We start from the raw sequence: 13,682 nt of genomic DNA on the forward strand, positions 1-13,682 counted from the left end.
ATATATCTCGTTTAGAGGTATAGCGTTACGATGCCGCCCATGGCAAGCGGCGGTGACCTGAGCCTCACGATCCTGGGATTCCTCAACGAGCGCCCCATGCACGGCTACGAGTTGAAGTCCCGCCTCACCGCGCTGGCCGGCCACCTGCGCCCGGTCAGCGACGGCGCGCTCTATCCGGCCATCGCGCGGCTGGAGGCGAAGGGCCTGGTCGAACGGCACGAGGAGGCGGGCGCGGCGGCGGCGCGCAGGCAGGTGCTGACGATCACCAGGGCCGGCCGCGAGGAGCTGCTGCGCCGCCTGCGCGAGCCGGCCGACCTCGACATCAGCGACCAGGCCCGGTTCTTCGCGCTCCTGACGTTCCTGTCGGCGCTGCCCGACCCGGCCGGCCAGGCGAAGGTGCTCGCCCGCAGGCTGGCCTTCCTGGAGGCGCCGGCCAGCTTCTTCTACGAGGGCGGCAGGCCGGTCAGGGCCAAGGACGAGCCCGACCCGTACCGGCGCGGCATGCTGCTGATCGCCCGCGCCTCGAGCCAGGCCGAGAGGGAATGGCTTCGCCGGAGAATCGAGGAACTGAACGTTCCGCAATAGTCCCTAGCGTCATCCCCATGACTTATCTGGTGACAGGAGCCACCGGCTCCGTAGGCAGGCACGTCGTCGGCCACCTCCGCGCCGCCGGCCACCCCGTACGCGCCCTCACCCGCGACCCGTCCAGGGCGCGGCTGCCCGAGGGCGTCGAGGTCGTCCAGGGCGACCTGAGCCGCGCCGAGACCCTCGTGCCCGCCCTGGAGGGCGTCACGGGCGTGCACCTCATCGACGCCGCCGGCGCCGACTACGCGCCCCTCACGAACGGCCCGGAGATCGTCGAGCTGGTCCGCGCGGCGGGCGTGCGCAAGGTGACGCTGCTGAGCGGCTGGTCGGAGGGCACACTCGAGCCCGCGGTGACCGGGAGCGACCTGGACTGGACGTACGTGCAGCCCACCGAGTTCATGTCGAACGCCCTGGCCTGGGCGGAGTCCGTGCGGACGAGGGGCGTGGTCGAGGAGCCCTTCGGCGCCACCAGGACCGCGATGGTGCACGAGGCCGACATCGGCGCCGTGATCGCCACCGCGCTGACCGAGGACGGGCACGGGGGCGCCTCCTACGGCCTCACCGGCCCCGAACTGCTCGACGTCCCGGCCAAGGTGCGGATCCTGTCGGAGGCGATCGGCCGCGAGATCGCCTTCGTCGAGCTCACCGTGGACGAGATGCGGAAGCGCTACCGGGCCGAGGGCGTGCCGGAGCAGTTGATCGAGTTCCAGATCCAGGTCTTCGGCGACGTGCCCGAGGACGCCTACCAGGTCACGCCGGTGGTGGAGCAGGTGACGGGGCGGCCACCGCGCACGTTCGCGCAGTGGGCCGCCGAGCACGTCGAGAACTTCAGATGAGGCCGCGGCGGTTGAGCAGCGGCTGGATGCTGGGCTCGCGCCCGCGGAAGTTCCGGAAGGCGGTCAGCGGGTCGAGACTCCCGCCCCGGGAGAGCAGCTCACGGCGGAAGTGGTCGCCGTTGGCCCTGGTGAGCCCGCCGTTCTCCTTGAACCACTCCACGCTCTCCGCGTCGAGCACCTCACTCCAGATGTAGGAGTAGTAGCCGGCGCTGTAGCCGCCGGCGAAGACGTGCGCGAAGTAGTTGGTCCGGTAACGCGGCCTGACCAGCGGGACGGCGATCCCGGCGGTCTCCAGCGCGGCGGCCTCGAACGCCTCGGGGTCGTCCACCGTCTCCCCGGGCTTCAGCCGGTGCCAGGCCCAGTCGAGCAGCGTGGCGGCCAGATATTCGACGGTCTTGAAGCCCTGGTTGAACTTCTCGGCCGCCTGCAGCTTCTCCACCAGCTCGGCCGGCATCGGCTCGCCCGTCTCGTGGTGCTTGGCGTAGTTGGCCAGCACCTCGGGCCAGGTGCCCCACATCTCGTTGACCTGCGACGGGTATTCGACGAAGTCACGCGGCACGCTGGTGCCCGACACCCGCGGATAGCGCACCTGCGAGAACAGCCCGTGCAGCGCGTGGCCGAACTCGTGGAAGGCGGTGTTCACCTCGTCGTACGTCAGCAGCGTCGGCCCGGAGGCCGGCTTGGTGATGTTGAGGTTGTTCATCACCACGGGCCGCAGGGCGAACAGGAACGACTGGTCGACCAGGTTGTTCATCCACGCGCCGCCGCGTTTGGTCGCCCTGGCGTACGGGTCGAGCACGAACAGCCCCAACCGGCTCCCGTCCTCGTCGAACACCTCGGACACGCTCACGTCGGGGTGGTATCCGCCCAGGTCGGGTCGCTCGGTGAAGGTGATCCCGTACAGCTTCGTGGCCGCGAAGAACACGCCGTCCCTGAAGACCCGGTTCAGCTCGAAGTACGGCCGCATCGCGTCGCCGTCGAAGTCGTAGCGGGCCTGGCGCACCTTCTCGGAGTAGTACGACCAGTCCCACGGCTCGATCGCGAACCCGGCCTGCTGGGTCAGCGCCTCGGCCTCCTTGCCCGCGTTGCGCACGGCGGGGCCGACGAGCTGGCCGAGCATCTCCTCGACCGCGTCGACGGTCTTGGCCGTCTGGTCGGCCACCGAGTAGGAGGCGTGGTCGGGGAACCCGAGCAGCGCCGCCCGCTCGGCCCGCAGCGCCGCCATCCTGGCCGCCAGCACGAAGTTGCCCGGCGCCCTGCCCACGCTCAGCTCGTAGAGCCGGCGGCGCACGTCGCGGTCGGTGAGCTGGGCCAGGCCGGGCTGGGAGGTGAAGTTGAGCAGCGGCAGCGCGTAGGTGCCGTCGTCCTGGCGCAACGACTCGATCTTGGCCGCGTCGAAGCCGTCGAACTCCTTGGCGTCGCGCACCACCAGCGCCGACTCCGTGGACGCCTTCAGCAGGCTCTGCGCGAACTCCGTCGAGAGCCTGGACAGCTCCTCGTTGAGCTCGCGCAGCCGCGCCTGCTCCGGCTCCGACAGGTCGGCCCCGGCCCGGATGAAGTCGTCGCGGTATTTCTCCAGCAGCCAGGACTCCTCGGGGTCGTCCGTGGCGACCTGCTTGATGCGGGCCCACAGCGCCCGGTCGAGCCGGATCGCGTCGCTGTGCCTGGTGAGCTGGGGGGAGACCTCCTTCTCGATCTCCATGATGCCGTCGCTCGAGTTGGACGAGGCGATGCTGAAGAAGACCGTGGCCGTGCGGTCGAGGATCCGCCCCGACCGCTCGAGTCCGGCGATCGTGTTGTCGAAGGTCGGCGGCTCGGTGCTGTTCGCGATCGCCTCGACCTCGGCGAGCTGTACGGCCATGCCCCGCTCGAACGCGGGCAGGTAGTGCTCTTCCCGGATGTCCGCGAAGGGCGGCAGCTCGTACGGCAGATCACTAGGGGCGAAGAACGGATTCTCGACCAACGCTTAGGCTCCTCCACGTGGTGTTTTGTCCTCTTCAGCTTGGCACGGCCGGACGCGTGGTGCGGGCGGCGGAGGGCCGGTTCGGCAATCGTTTTGGTCTTAACCCCAGAGCTGGGCTATTCTTTCGGACGTCGCCAAGCGCACTCCGAAGAGGAGTTCCCGGCGGTGGGGTATGGTGTAATTGGCAGCACGACTGATTCTGGTTCAGTTAGTCTAGGTTCGAGTCCTGGTACCCCAGCAAGTAGCGGATGTCTCCTCACCGAGATGTCCGTTTTTTATTTCGCCAGGCGATGCAGAATTTCCGTGATCTGGTCGTACGCCTTCGCCGTCGGCGCGTGCGACGCCTCCACCGTGAAGACCCTGAAAGCGTTGCCCGGCGTGGCCGCGTCCGCCTCCTTGATCATCCGATCCTGCAGCGCGAGCGGGATCACCCTGTCGCGCGAGTGCCTGATGTAGACCCGCTTCACCCGGCCCCACGCCTGCCTGCGCCCCCGGGCCTCCGCGCTCGACACCTGCAGGCTCTCGTCCGGCAGCAGCGTGTTCAGCATGGCGAGCAGCTCCCCGTCGGTCGCGTCGGCCATGTACGCCGCCTTGGCCGCCTGGAGGAACTTCTCGTCGTTCGTCCGCCAGTTGACCCGGATCGCCTTGAGCACCCGGGGATCGCCCACGATGCCCGACATGATGCTGGTCGCCAGGCTCGCCTTCCCCTCCGGGGTCTCCAGGTAGGCGGCCGGCGAGGCGAGCTTCGTGCAGCAGTACGCCGCGTCGTACACGAGCAGGTCGATCAGGTCCGGCACCGCGTCGGCCACCTTCGTGATCGTCGAGCCGCCCAGGCTGCCGCCCACCAGGATCACCGGGCCGTGCCGGGAGACCCGGCGCACGACCTTCTCCGTGGCCTCGACATAGTCGTCCAGCGTCACGCCGGACACGGGAGAGGGGATCGTGGCCAGCTTCGCCAGGTCCTGCGGCGCCTGGTAGGCGCGGTGGAACTGCTCCTCGGGCCCGTGCCCCGGCAGGCCCACGCCCAGCGCGCGATGACCGCGCATCGTCAGCTCGGGGTCGGCCGACGCGACGCCGTTCGAGCCGGTCACGAAGACGAACGTGGTCACCTCCTTCCCCTTGGCGGCGGGCAAGGTGGCGACGGCTCCGGCGCCCGCCGCGGCGGCGAGCTGGAAGGCGGTTCTACGGGTCGGTTCGTTCATGTCTCGATGTTGGCCGAGGTCACGGGCGCGCCACATCGCCCGCCCGGCTGGAGATCCGGTGGATGCCCGGTATCCACCGATCGGTTGATGGTCGTGTCAGGCTTGACCTCATGAGCCGCCTCGACGGCCGCGAGCACTGGGTGTTCACGGCGCTCGCGTACGGACTGCTCGCGGTCTCCTCGATCGCGGCGGCGATCACGGGCGCCGACGCCACCTGGGCGGCGGGCGCCCTCCCGGGCTGGTCGCGGGTGCCGTGGCCGGTGCCCGCCCTGGCCGCCGCCCTCTGGCTCGCCCCCATCCCGTGGCTCTACGCCCGCCGTCACACGCACCGCGCGCTCGTCGTGGCCCACTACCTGGTCCTGCTCGCCGTCGCCGCCGCGCTGGCCGTCCAGAGCGTGGCCTTCGTCCTGTTCGCCTCCGTCGGCTACCCGCTGGCCATCGCCATGCTCCCGGCCCGGCTGGTCATGGCGGGCGTGACGCTCACCGCCGTCGTCAGCGTGGCCGCCCAGGCGGGCCCCGGAGCGCAGACCACCCTGCTCAGCGTGATCGCCGGCGTCGCCGGCCCCCTGGTCCTGGCCGGCTGGTACGTCGCCGCCGAACACGACAAACGCCGCCACCTGGTCGAACGGCTGCGCGCGGCCATGGACGAGAACGCCGACCTGAACGCCAGGCTCCTCGAACAGGCCAGGCACGCGGGCGTGCTCGGTGAGCGGCACCGCATGGCCGGCGAGATCCACGACACCGTGGCCCAGGACCTCGTCGCCCTGATCGGCCAGCTCGACGCCGCCGGGCGCTCCGTCCGCGACGACCCCTCCCGCCGCCACCTCGACCGGGCCGCCGAGCTGGCCCGCCGCGGCCTGTCCGAGGTCCGCAGGTCCGTGAGCGCGCTGCGCCCGGAACCCCTCGAGGACGCGCGACTGCCGGAGGCGCTCGGCCACATGGCCCGCTCCTGGTCCGAGGCCGCCGGCGTGGAACTCCGCCTCGAGATCACCGGCACCCCCGTCGCGCTGTCGGCCGACGTGGAGACCGCCCTGTTCCGCGTCGCCCAGGAGGCGCTGGCGAACGTCGCCAAGCACGCCAGGGCCACCAGGACGGGCCTGACACTCTCGTACGCGGACGAAGCCGTCCTGCTCGACATCCGTGACGACGGAACCGGCTTCGCCCCGCAGCGGCCCGCTGACGGCTTCGGGCTGGACGGCATGCGGCAGCGCGTACGCGGGGTCGGCGGCACCCTGGAGATCGAGTCGGCGCCGGGCCACGGCACGGCCATCGCCGCTGCCGTCCCCGCCATCCCCGCCGGTCCTGCCGTTCCCGCCGAGAGTGATCATGAGACGCTATGACCGAGCCGACACAGAGCCGTCAGGCGAGCCGACACGGAACCGACACGAACCGACATGGAGCCGCCAGGCGAGCCGGCGCGCGACCGGCGCGGAGCTGACAGGCGAGCCGAGATGGAGCTGACAGGGAGGGACCGATGCGGCTGCTGATAGCCGACGATCACCCCATCGTGCGCGACGGCCTGCGCGCGGCCCTCGGCGGCGAGCCCGATCTCGAGGTGGTGGGTGAGGCGGCCGACGGCGAGGAGGCCGTGCGCCTGGCCGCCGAGCTCGAGCCCGACGTCATCCTCATGGACCTGCGCATGCCCGGCCTCGACGGCGTCGGCGCCATCCGCCGGCTGCGCGGCACCGGGCCCCGGGTGCTGGTGCTCACCACGTTCGACACCGACGTCCTGCCCGCGCTCGAAGCGGGTGCCAGCGGCTACCTGCTGAAGGACGCCCCGCCGGAGGAGCTGGTCCGGGCCGTCCGCGCCACCCACCGGGGCGAGACCGTGCTCGCCCCGGCCGCCGCCGGCCGGCTGGCCGACCACCTGCGCAGGCCCGCCCGGGGCAGGCTGAGCAAGCGGGAGCTGGAGGTGCTGCGGCTGGTGGCCGGGGGAGCGACGAACAAGGAGGCGGCGGCCGTCCTGTTCATCAGCGAGGCCAGCGTCAAGACACACCTGCTGCACATCTACGCCAAACTCGACGTCCGCGACCGCGCCGCCGCCGTAGGCGAGGCCTACCGCCGCGGCCTCCTCACCAACTAAGAGCCTTCACGACCACCCTGCCTCCCTCCAGCGGCCCCACGGGCTGCGGCCGACCAGCCTCTCCCCGAGGACCTCTTGTGGGCTGCGACGGCCCACCCTCCGGCTGACCCGTCTCTCCCCGAGACACCTCGCGGGCTGCGGCGACCCGCTCACCGGGATGGTTCGTCTCGCGCCGAGGCGGCCCTGCGGGCTATGGGGGCCTGCCCGCCGGTTACCCGCCTTTCTCGGGGAGCCTCCGCGAGCTGCGGCGCTTCGCTCGCCATGGGGTTCGCCTTTCCGCGAGGGACCGGGCGGGTCGCGGCGACTTGCCCGCCCGGTCGGCCCGTCTCTCCGAGGGATCCCTTGTGGGCTGTGGCGGCTTGCCTGCTGGCCGGCCCGTCTCTCCAAGGGACCCCGCCCGCGTGCCGGCCGTTTTCCTCCCCCGCCAAGAGGGCCTGTGGGCTGCTCGTTGGTTGGTGGTCGGGTAGAGTCCGGGCCCACTTATGGCTGAATTTCGTATTCGCGCGGGCGGCTTCCCGCGCTTCCTTGCCCCGTTCATCGCCCCGCTCGCCCTGTTCTTCGCCGTCTGCCTCCTCCTCGGCGCCATCCTCACCGGCAGCACCCCCGGAGGCGTCGCCATCGGCGCGCTGGCGACCGCCGCCCTCCTGGCGGCCCTGGCGGTCAAGCACCGCCGCCTGACCGCCGGCACCGTCGCCCGCTTCTCCGCCGACGGCGTCGAGCTGACCGACGCGCTCGGCTTCCGCGTCCGCCTCCGCTGGCCCGACATCGCCAGGATCGACATCGTGGACACCCGGCTCGCCAGCCCCCGCCGCATCGGCCGCCCCGGCGGCGCACGGGTACGCGTCCAGCCGCTCCGCTCCGTGGGCCTCATCGGCTGGGGTGAGCGCACGGTACCGCCCCGCATCCCCGGCTGGATGCGCGACCGCCTGTCCCGCGTCCCGACCGACCCCGCCACGGGGCGGCCGGAGGTGGCGATCCCGCTCGGCGAGTTCGATCCGCTCTGGGAACGCGGCCCGATGGGTGATTGGGTCCGGCGCCACAGGCCCGATCTGATGGGCAGATAAGCGGTTTGGTTGTGGTCTTCCGGGTGCGGTAGAGTTACCTGCGTCGCCGGGGAGACCCGGCACAGCAGCTTGTGGACAGGGTCCCGTCGTCTAGTGGCCCAGGACGCCGCCCTCTCAAGGCGGTAGCGCCGGTTCGAATCCGGTCGGGACTACCACTGTCGCAAGCTTACGAAGGTCCCGTCGTCTAGTGGCCCAGGACGCCGCCCTCTCAAGGCGGTAGCGCCGGTTCGAATCCGGTCGGGACTACATCTGCCGCACACCGCTCCGGTGCTCTCGAGCCCGGGGCGTTTCGTATTTCCGGGCACCCGTCGATGGGCCACGTTACGCACGTAACGGCGCCCGGCCCCGTGAACCGGAGGAGCGTTTCCCTGGACGGGGCCCGGCCACGGTCGGCGGGTGGGGCCGGGCGACCGTGAGCGTAGAAGCCGGATCGTTAGGGAGCCGCACGAAACCGAAGCCCCCGCCGGAAACGAACGGCGGGGGCTTCGGCGCGTCACTCGGACGTCGCCGAACGGGCCTTGAAGAGGGCGCGCCGCGCCGTCTTCGCGACCTGCTTGTCCGGGTGGACCTGCGAGATCAGGTCGAGCAGCTCCTCCACGTGCGCGTGCGGGATCTTCCAGATCACCTCGAGCAGGCTGTTGACCATCTCGGGCCCGATGTCGCGCAGACTGCTCACGAACTCCGACCGGCCCAGACCCGCGGAGATCGTCCACATGTCCAGGATCAGCCAGTGCGTGTCGTCCTGCGTGGGCTCGGGCGCCCCCTCGATCCCGAGCTGGCTCAGATGCGTGGCCGCGTAAGGCCGCAGCGACGGCTGTTTGAGCGCCGCCTGCCAGGCCGGCGTGGCGTCCTCGCCCAGCGTGCCGACCACGCTCGCCGCCTGCACCCTGATCAGCGCGTCGCTCTCGTCCTCCGCCGCCGCGTCCAGCAGTTCCTCGGCCGCCTTGGCCGGCTCACGGAGCCGCATCCAGGCCGCGAACTCCGCGTCTGCCTCCTCCTCGGGCAGCTCGGCGCTCAGCGCCAGCAGCTCGTGCGCGCTCATGGACTCGATCGCGGGCCTGGCGTCCACCTCGATGTCGGCGTCGTCGACCAGGTGGACGACGCCCTCGGTGCCGAGCGGCGTGAGACGCAGGGTCGTGCCGTCGACCTCGACCATGCCGTAGCCGATCAGCCAGTCGATCGCGGGCGCCAGCGGCTCGCCCGCCGCCTCCCACGCGTCGGAGCCCAGCTCGTCGAGGTCGGCGGCGGCCTCGGACAGCTCCCGCGCCAGGTCGTCGAGCTCGCGCGAGCCGCCCGCCAGCAGCAGCCGGACCAGCAGGCCCCGGGTCAGGCCCGCCAGGGCCATCGTGAGGTCCTCGTCGTCCAGCTCGGGATCGCCGTAGTCGACCGAGTGCAGCCCGAGCATCCAGGCGTCGAGCACGTCCTCGTCGTCGTCGAACGGCCACTCCGAGGTGTCGTCCTGCACGGCCACCGTGTTGGAGTCGCCCGGCTCGAGGAACTCGAGGTCGACGGCGAGGTTCCAGATGTTCCAGAGCTGGGGGACGGCCTCGGCGAGCGGGCCTTCGGTCTCCGGCCTGGGCAGGCCGGTGGCCGCCAGCGCCTCCTCCACCTCGGCGTCGGTGAGCAGGGTGTCCTCGCCCACCCGGCGACCCGACCCGACCCACACGGCCAGGTCGCGCGCCTTGGCCACGAGCGGCACCTGGCGGGCGGCCGCGGCCAGCTCCGAGTCGGGGCGCAGCCGGATCGTGTCGAGCTCGGCCAGGTCGTCGGCGAACGGCTCGAAGTCGCCCAGGTCGCCGGTCTCCTCCTCCTCGTCGTCGCCCTCGGTGTCGTCCAGTAGGTCCTCCATGAGGTCGACGAACTCGTCCTCGACGTCGTCGAGCTCGGCCTGCAGATCGGCGAGGGAGTCTGAGCCCTTGGCCAGCCTGCCCGTCTGAGAGAGGAACGTCAGGTACGCGTCAACGGCCGGGAGCATCCCGTCCGCGGCGGCGTCGGGATCCTCCACGACCTTGGGCATGCGGTCTAGCAGCAGGTTGCGCAGGTCGGCACGCTTCCACGTGCCGAGGTCCTGCGAGAAGGCGAGACGGTGCCACAGTGCGGCGGGCCCCACGAGCTCGGGGTCACTCTCTGGTGCGTTCGAACGCGCCCACATGATGAACTCTTCGAGCAGGGGTCGCAGCTCAGTGGCGGCTACCTCGATGCGATCTGTCACGCACTCAGGCTAGTGCGCCCACGCGGCACTCGGCTCCCCAAATACATCCTTTTGCTGATCATGACGTGCGACGCATCGCCTCCGTGATGCGTTCGGCGGCCGCCATGACGGGCACCGCGTGGAGTCGTCCGGGCGCCCGGGTGAGCCGCTCGATGGGTCCTGAGACGGACACGGCCGCGATCACCTTGCCACCACTACCCCTTATCGGCGCGGAGACGCTGGCCACCCCCTGCTCCCGCTCACCCACGCTGTGCGCCCAGCCCCTGCGCCGTACGGACGCGAGGGTCGCGGCGGTGAACTTGGCGCCGCGCAACCCGCGGTGCAGCCGGTCGGGCTCCTCCCACGCCAGCAGGATCTGCGCCGCCGAGCCCGCCGTCATGGGCAGCGCCGAACCCACGGGCACCGTGTCACGCAGACCGCTCGCGCGCTCCGCCGCGGCCACGCAGACGCGCTCGTCGCCCTGGCGGCGGTAGAGTTGCGCGCTCTCACCGGTCAGATCGCGCAGTTGCATCAGCACGGGCGCGGCCACCGCCAGCAGCCGGTCCTCGCCGGCCGCGGTGGACAACTCGGAGAGCCGGGGCCCCAGCACGAACCGGCCCTGAGTGTCGCGACTCACGATGCGGTGGTGCTCAAGAGCGACGGCCAGCCGGTGGGCAGTGGGTCGGGCCAGGCCGGTGGCCTGGACGAGCTGCGCCAGTGAAGCGGGTCCCGCTTCGAGCGCATTGAGTACCAGAACTGCCTTGTCCAGTACTCCGACTCCGCTAGAGTTGTCCATACACCGATACTGCAGTCTCGACATATGAGAAAGCAAGTCGGAGGAGTCTCAAGGAGGAGATCATGGGCCGCACACTGGCCGAGAAGGTCTGGGAGCAACACGTAGTCCGGCGCGCCGAGGGCGAACCGGACCTGCTCTATATCGACCTGCACCTCATCCACGAGGTGACCAGCCCGCAGGCGTTCGACGGGCTCCGTCTCGCCGGCCGGAAGGTTCGGCGGCCCGACCTCACGATCGCCACCGAGGACCACAACGTCCCGACGGTGCTCGGCCCGATCTCCGACCCCGTGTCCAAGACGCAGGTCGAGACCCTGCGCAAGAACGCCGCCGAGTTCGGCATCAGGCTCCATCCGATGGGCGACGCCGGTCAGGGCGTGGTCCACATCATCGGCCCGCAGTTCGGCCTGACCCAGCCGGGCATGACGATCGTCTGCGGCGACTCCCACACCTCGACGCACGGCGCGTTCGGCGGCATCGCGTTCGGCATCGGCACCTCCGAGGTCGAGCACGTGCTCGCCACGCAGACGCTGCCCGCCTACCGGCCGAAGACGATGGCCATCGAGGTCTCCGGCGAGTTGCCCACCGGCGTCACGGCCAAGGACCTGATCCTGGCGATCATCGCCAAGATCGGCACCGGCGGCGGCCAGGGCTACATCGTCGAATACCGCGGCGAGGCCGTGCGCAAGCTCTCCATGGAGGGCCGCATGACGGTCTGCAACATGTCGATCGAGGCGGGCGCCCGCGCCGGCCTGATCGCGCCCGACGAGACCACGTTCGACTACCTGAAGGGCCGCCAGCACGCGCCGCAGGGCGAGGCGTGGGACCAGGCCGTCGCATACTGGTCGTCGCTGCGCACCGACGACGACGCCGAGTTCGACAAGGTCGTGGAGATCGACGCCTCGACGCTGACCCCCTACGTCACGTGGGGCACCAACCCGGGCCAGGGCCTGCCGCTGGGCGCCTCCGTCCCGGCCCCCGACTCCTTCGCCGACCCGGTCGCCCGTTCGGCCGCCGAGCGGGCCCTGGAGTACATGGGCCTGACCGCCGGCACGCCGCTGCGTGAGATCGAGGTCGACACGGTCTTCGTCGGCTCGTGCACCAACGGCCGCATCGAGGACCTGCGTTCGGCCGCCGAGATCCTGCGCGGCCGCCACGTGAAGACCCGCACGCTGATCGTGCCCGGCTCGATGCTGGTCAAGCTGCAGGCCGAGCAGGAGGGCCTGCACGAGGTGTTCAAGGCCGCGGGCGCCGAGTGGCGCGAGGCCGGTTGCTCGATGTGCCTGGGGATGAACCCCGACACGCTCGCCCCCGGCGAGCGCAGCGCCTCCACCTCCAACCGCAACTTCGAGGGCCGCCAGGGCAAGGGTGGCCGCACCCACCTGGTGTCGCCGCAGGTCGCCGCCGCGACCGCCGTCACCGGCCGCCTGACCGCTCCCGCAGACCTGTAAGGAAAGAACCGATGGACGCCTTCACCACCCACACCGGTACGGCGGTGCCGCTGCGCCGCAGCAACGTCGACACCGACCAGATCATCCCGGCCGTCTGGCTCAAGCAGGTCAGCCGCACCGGCTTCGAGAAGGGCCTGTTCGCCGCCTGGCGCGAGGACCCGACCTTCGTCCTCAACGACCCCTCCTACGAGGGCGGCAGCATCCTCGTCTCCGGCCCCGACTTCGGCACCGGCTCCTCCCGCGAGCACGCCGTCTGGGCGCTGCAGCAGTACGGGTTCCGCGTCGTGATCGCCGCCCGCTTCGGCGACATCTTCCGCAACAACTCCACCAAGATGGGCCTGCTCCCCGTCATCCTGCCGGATGACAGGGTCGAGGCCCTGCAGTCGGCCGTCGAGGCCGACCCGAAGCTGGAGATCACCGTCGACCTGGCCGAACGCCAGGTGCGCTGGGCGGACGAGGTCGTTCCGTTCGAGATCGACGACTACACCCGCTGGCGGCTCATGGAGGGGCTCGACGACATCGGGCTGACCCTGCGTCACGCCGAGGACGTGGCGGCGTACGAGAATGGTCGGCAGCCATGGCTGCCGACGACCGTCTAGAAGACGACGAACTGGCGCGGCGGTTGCGCGAGGCGCACCGCCGCGTCCGCCTGCTCCCCGCCGCCGAAAAGGAACGGGTTTCGCGCCGTTATGTCGCCATCTGCGACCTGGCAAAGCGCGATCCGGAAAGGGCGGCCGCCCGCCTGGAGGCGTTTCTGGCCTCGCTTGACGGCCCTCTCGACACGCCACGCGAGGGGGAAAACACGCACGGTGATTGAGTTCCCCCGCGATCCCGCCTACTTTCAAGCGCGTAAAGGGGTTTCTACGTCGAAGTCGTGAGCTGGAACCCCGAGCCGTAACTGGGGGAGCAGGACTTTATGAACAAGCGCGAACTCGTCGACGCCATCGCGGATCGAGTGGGCGACAGGAAGACCGCCACCGAGGCCGTGAACGCGGTCATCGACGCCGTCCAGAAGGCCGTCGCCGGCGGCGACAAGGTCTCGATCACGGGCTTCGGGGCGTTCGAGATGGTGCACAAGCCGGCCCGCACGGCCCGGAATCCGTCCACCGGCGCGGAAATCAACGTCGCGGAGAGCTGGGCGCCCAAGTTCCGGCCCGGCTCCGATTTCAAGGACCTGGTCAACGAGGGCGGCAAGAAAGCCGGCAAGAAGAAGTAAAGCAGCGGACCAGCACGCCCGGGCCGCGGCCCGGGCGTTCCGCTTTCAGGCGCCGGGAACGGGGAAAGTCGACAGCGTGATGTAGCTGATTTCCCCGCCCGACATCGCCAGGTTGACCCGCTGGCCCACGCGCAACAGCAGCAGCGGGCCCGCGTCGAAGGCGGGGGCGCCGAACTCCAGCACGCTCCCGTCGTCGAGGAAGACCGTGCCCGAGCGCGTGGCCTCGTCGAAGCTGCGTACCGTCGCCTGCACGCGACCAGAGTAAACGGTTGCCCGCCCACGGGCGAGCACACATGAT

14 protein-coding genes and 3 tRNA genes are annotated in these 13,682 nt (G+C 70.7%); 12 read left to right on the top strand and 5 right to left on the bottom strand.

The annotated features are described in order from the left end of the window. The first annotated feature begins 39 nt into the window (after positions 1 to 39). Positions 40 to 585 (top strand): PadR family transcriptional regulator, encoded by a 546-nt coding sequence (locus AB0I15_RS00980; RefSeq protein ID WP_358088092.1) that lies wholly within the window; start codon positions 40 to 42, stop codon positions 583 to 585. 17 nt (positions 586 to 602) lie between these two features. Next, a complete protein-coding gene (locus AB0I15_RS00985) occupies positions 603 to 1,421 on the top strand; it encodes an NAD(P)H-binding protein (RefSeq protein WP_358088095.1) in 819 nt (272 codons plus the stop codon). Here the strand turns inward: AB0I15_RS00985 and AB0I15_RS00990 are convergent. Next, positions 1,414 to 3,384 (bottom strand): M3 family metallopeptidase, encoded by a 1,971-nt coding sequence (locus tag AB0I15_RS00990; RefSeq protein WP_358088098.1) that lies wholly within the window; start codon positions 3,382 to 3,384, stop codon positions 1,414 to 1,416. The genes AB0I15_RS00985 and AB0I15_RS00990 overlap by 8 nt on opposite strands. 166 nt (positions 3,385 to 3,550) lie before the next feature. Here AB0I15_RS00990 and AB0I15_RS00995 point away from each other — a divergent pair. Beyond that, positions 3,551 to 3,622, top strand: a tRNA-Gln gene (locus tag AB0I15_RS00995). 37 nt (positions 3,623 to 3,659) lie between these two features. Here AB0I15_RS00995 and AB0I15_RS01000 read toward each other — a convergent pair. Beyond that, complete coding sequence (locus tag AB0I15_RS01000) at positions 3,660 to 4,586, bottom strand: alpha/beta hydrolase (RefSeq protein ID WP_358088102.1); 927 nt, start codon at positions 4,584 to 4,586, stop codon at positions 3,660 to 3,662. A gap of 110 nt (positions 4,587 to 4,696) precedes the next feature. On the opposite strand from AB0I15_RS01000, the gene AB0I15_RS01005 reads away from it, so the two are divergent. The 5 genes from AB0I15_RS01005 to AB0I15_RS01025 all read left to right on the top strand — a co-directional run bounded on the left by AB0I15_RS01005 (position 4,697) and on the right by AB0I15_RS01025 (position 7,979). Beyond that, entirely contained in the window at positions 4,697 to 5,926 is a 1,230-nt protein-coding gene (locus tag AB0I15_RS01005) for a sensor histidine kinase (protein ID WP_358088104.1), read from the top strand. 134 nt (positions 5,927 to 6,060) lie between these two features. After that, the gene (locus AB0I15_RS01010; RefSeq protein ID WP_358088106.1) at positions 6,061 to 6,669 is read left to right on the top strand and encodes a response regulator transcription factor; all 609 of its coding nucleotides are present in this window, start codon (positions 6,061 to 6,063) and stop codon (positions 6,667 to 6,669) included. Positions 6,670 to 7,151: 482 nt separating this feature from the next. After that, positions 7,152 to 7,733: a hypothetical protein gene (locus AB0I15_RS01015; RefSeq protein ID WP_358088108.1), complete on the top strand. Its 582-nt coding sequence runs from the start codon at positions 7,152 to 7,154 to the stop codon at positions 7,731 to 7,733. A 79-nt stretch (positions 7,734 to 7,812) separates the two neighbouring features. Then, positions 7,813 to 7,888 (top strand) — tRNA-Glu (locus AB0I15_RS01020). An 18-nt stretch (positions 7,889 to 7,906) separates the two neighbouring features. Continuing rightward, a tRNA-Glu gene (locus AB0I15_RS01025) sits at positions 7,907 to 7,979 on the top strand. A 247-nt stretch (positions 7,980 to 8,226) separates the two neighbouring features. Here the strand turns inward: AB0I15_RS01025 and AB0I15_RS01030 are convergent. Then, the gene (locus AB0I15_RS01030; RefSeq protein ID WP_358088111.1) at positions 8,227 to 9,945 is read right to left on the bottom strand and encodes a hypothetical protein; all 1,719 of its coding nucleotides are present in this window, start codon (positions 9,943 to 9,945) and stop codon (positions 8,227 to 8,229) included. 58 nt (positions 9,946 to 10,003) lie between these two features. Then, positions 10,004 to 10,720, bottom strand: a complete 717-nt coding sequence (locus AB0I15_RS01035; protein WP_043618626.1) for an IclR family transcriptional regulator — start codon at positions 10,718 to 10,720, stop codon at positions 10,004 to 10,006. Between the two features lie 62 nt (positions 10,721 to 10,782). Between AB0I15_RS01035 and leuC the strand changes: the two genes are divergently transcribed. The 4 genes from leuC (at position 10,783) to AB0I15_RS01055 (ending at position 13,384) form a co-directional block, all read left to right on the top strand. Next, positions 10,783 to 12,168, top strand: coding sequence for a 3-isopropylmalate dehydratase large subunit (gene leuC, locus AB0I15_RS01040; protein WP_358088114.1), 1,386 nt, complete (start codon positions 10,783 to 10,785; stop codon positions 12,166 to 12,168). An 11-nt stretch (positions 12,169 to 12,179) separates the two neighbouring features. Continuing rightward, entirely contained in the window at positions 12,180 to 12,767 is a 588-nt protein-coding gene (gene leuD / locus AB0I15_RS01045; RefSeq protein WP_358088117.1) for a 3-isopropylmalate dehydratase small subunit, read from the top strand. Further along, the gene (locus tag AB0I15_RS01050) at positions 12,746 to 12,985 is read left to right on the top strand and encodes a hypothetical protein (RefSeq protein ID WP_358088120.1); all 240 of its coding nucleotides are present in this window, start codon (positions 12,746 to 12,748) and stop codon (positions 12,983 to 12,985) included. Before leuD ends, AB0I15_RS01050 begins: the two co-directional genes overlap by 22 nt. A 99-nt stretch (positions 12,986 to 13,084) precedes the next feature. Next, a complete protein-coding gene (locus AB0I15_RS01055) occupies positions 13,085 to 13,384 on the top strand; it encodes an HU family DNA-binding protein (RefSeq protein WP_358088123.1) in 300 nt (99 codons plus the stop codon). A gap of 45 nt (positions 13,385 to 13,429) precedes the next feature. Here AB0I15_RS01055 and AB0I15_RS01060 read toward each other — a convergent pair whose 3' ends face one another. Then, positions 13,430 to 13,636 (bottom strand): hypothetical protein, encoded by a 207-nt coding sequence (locus tag AB0I15_RS01060; protein WP_358088126.1) that lies wholly within the window; start codon positions 13,634 to 13,636, stop codon positions 13,430 to 13,432. Positions 13,637 to 13,682 lie beyond the last annotated feature (46 nt).

The organism is Nonomuraea sp. NPDC050643 (assembly GCF_040654715.1).
Classification (GTDB): domain Bacteria; phylum Actinomycetota; class Actinomycetes; order Streptosporangiales; family Streptosporangiaceae; genus Nonomuraea.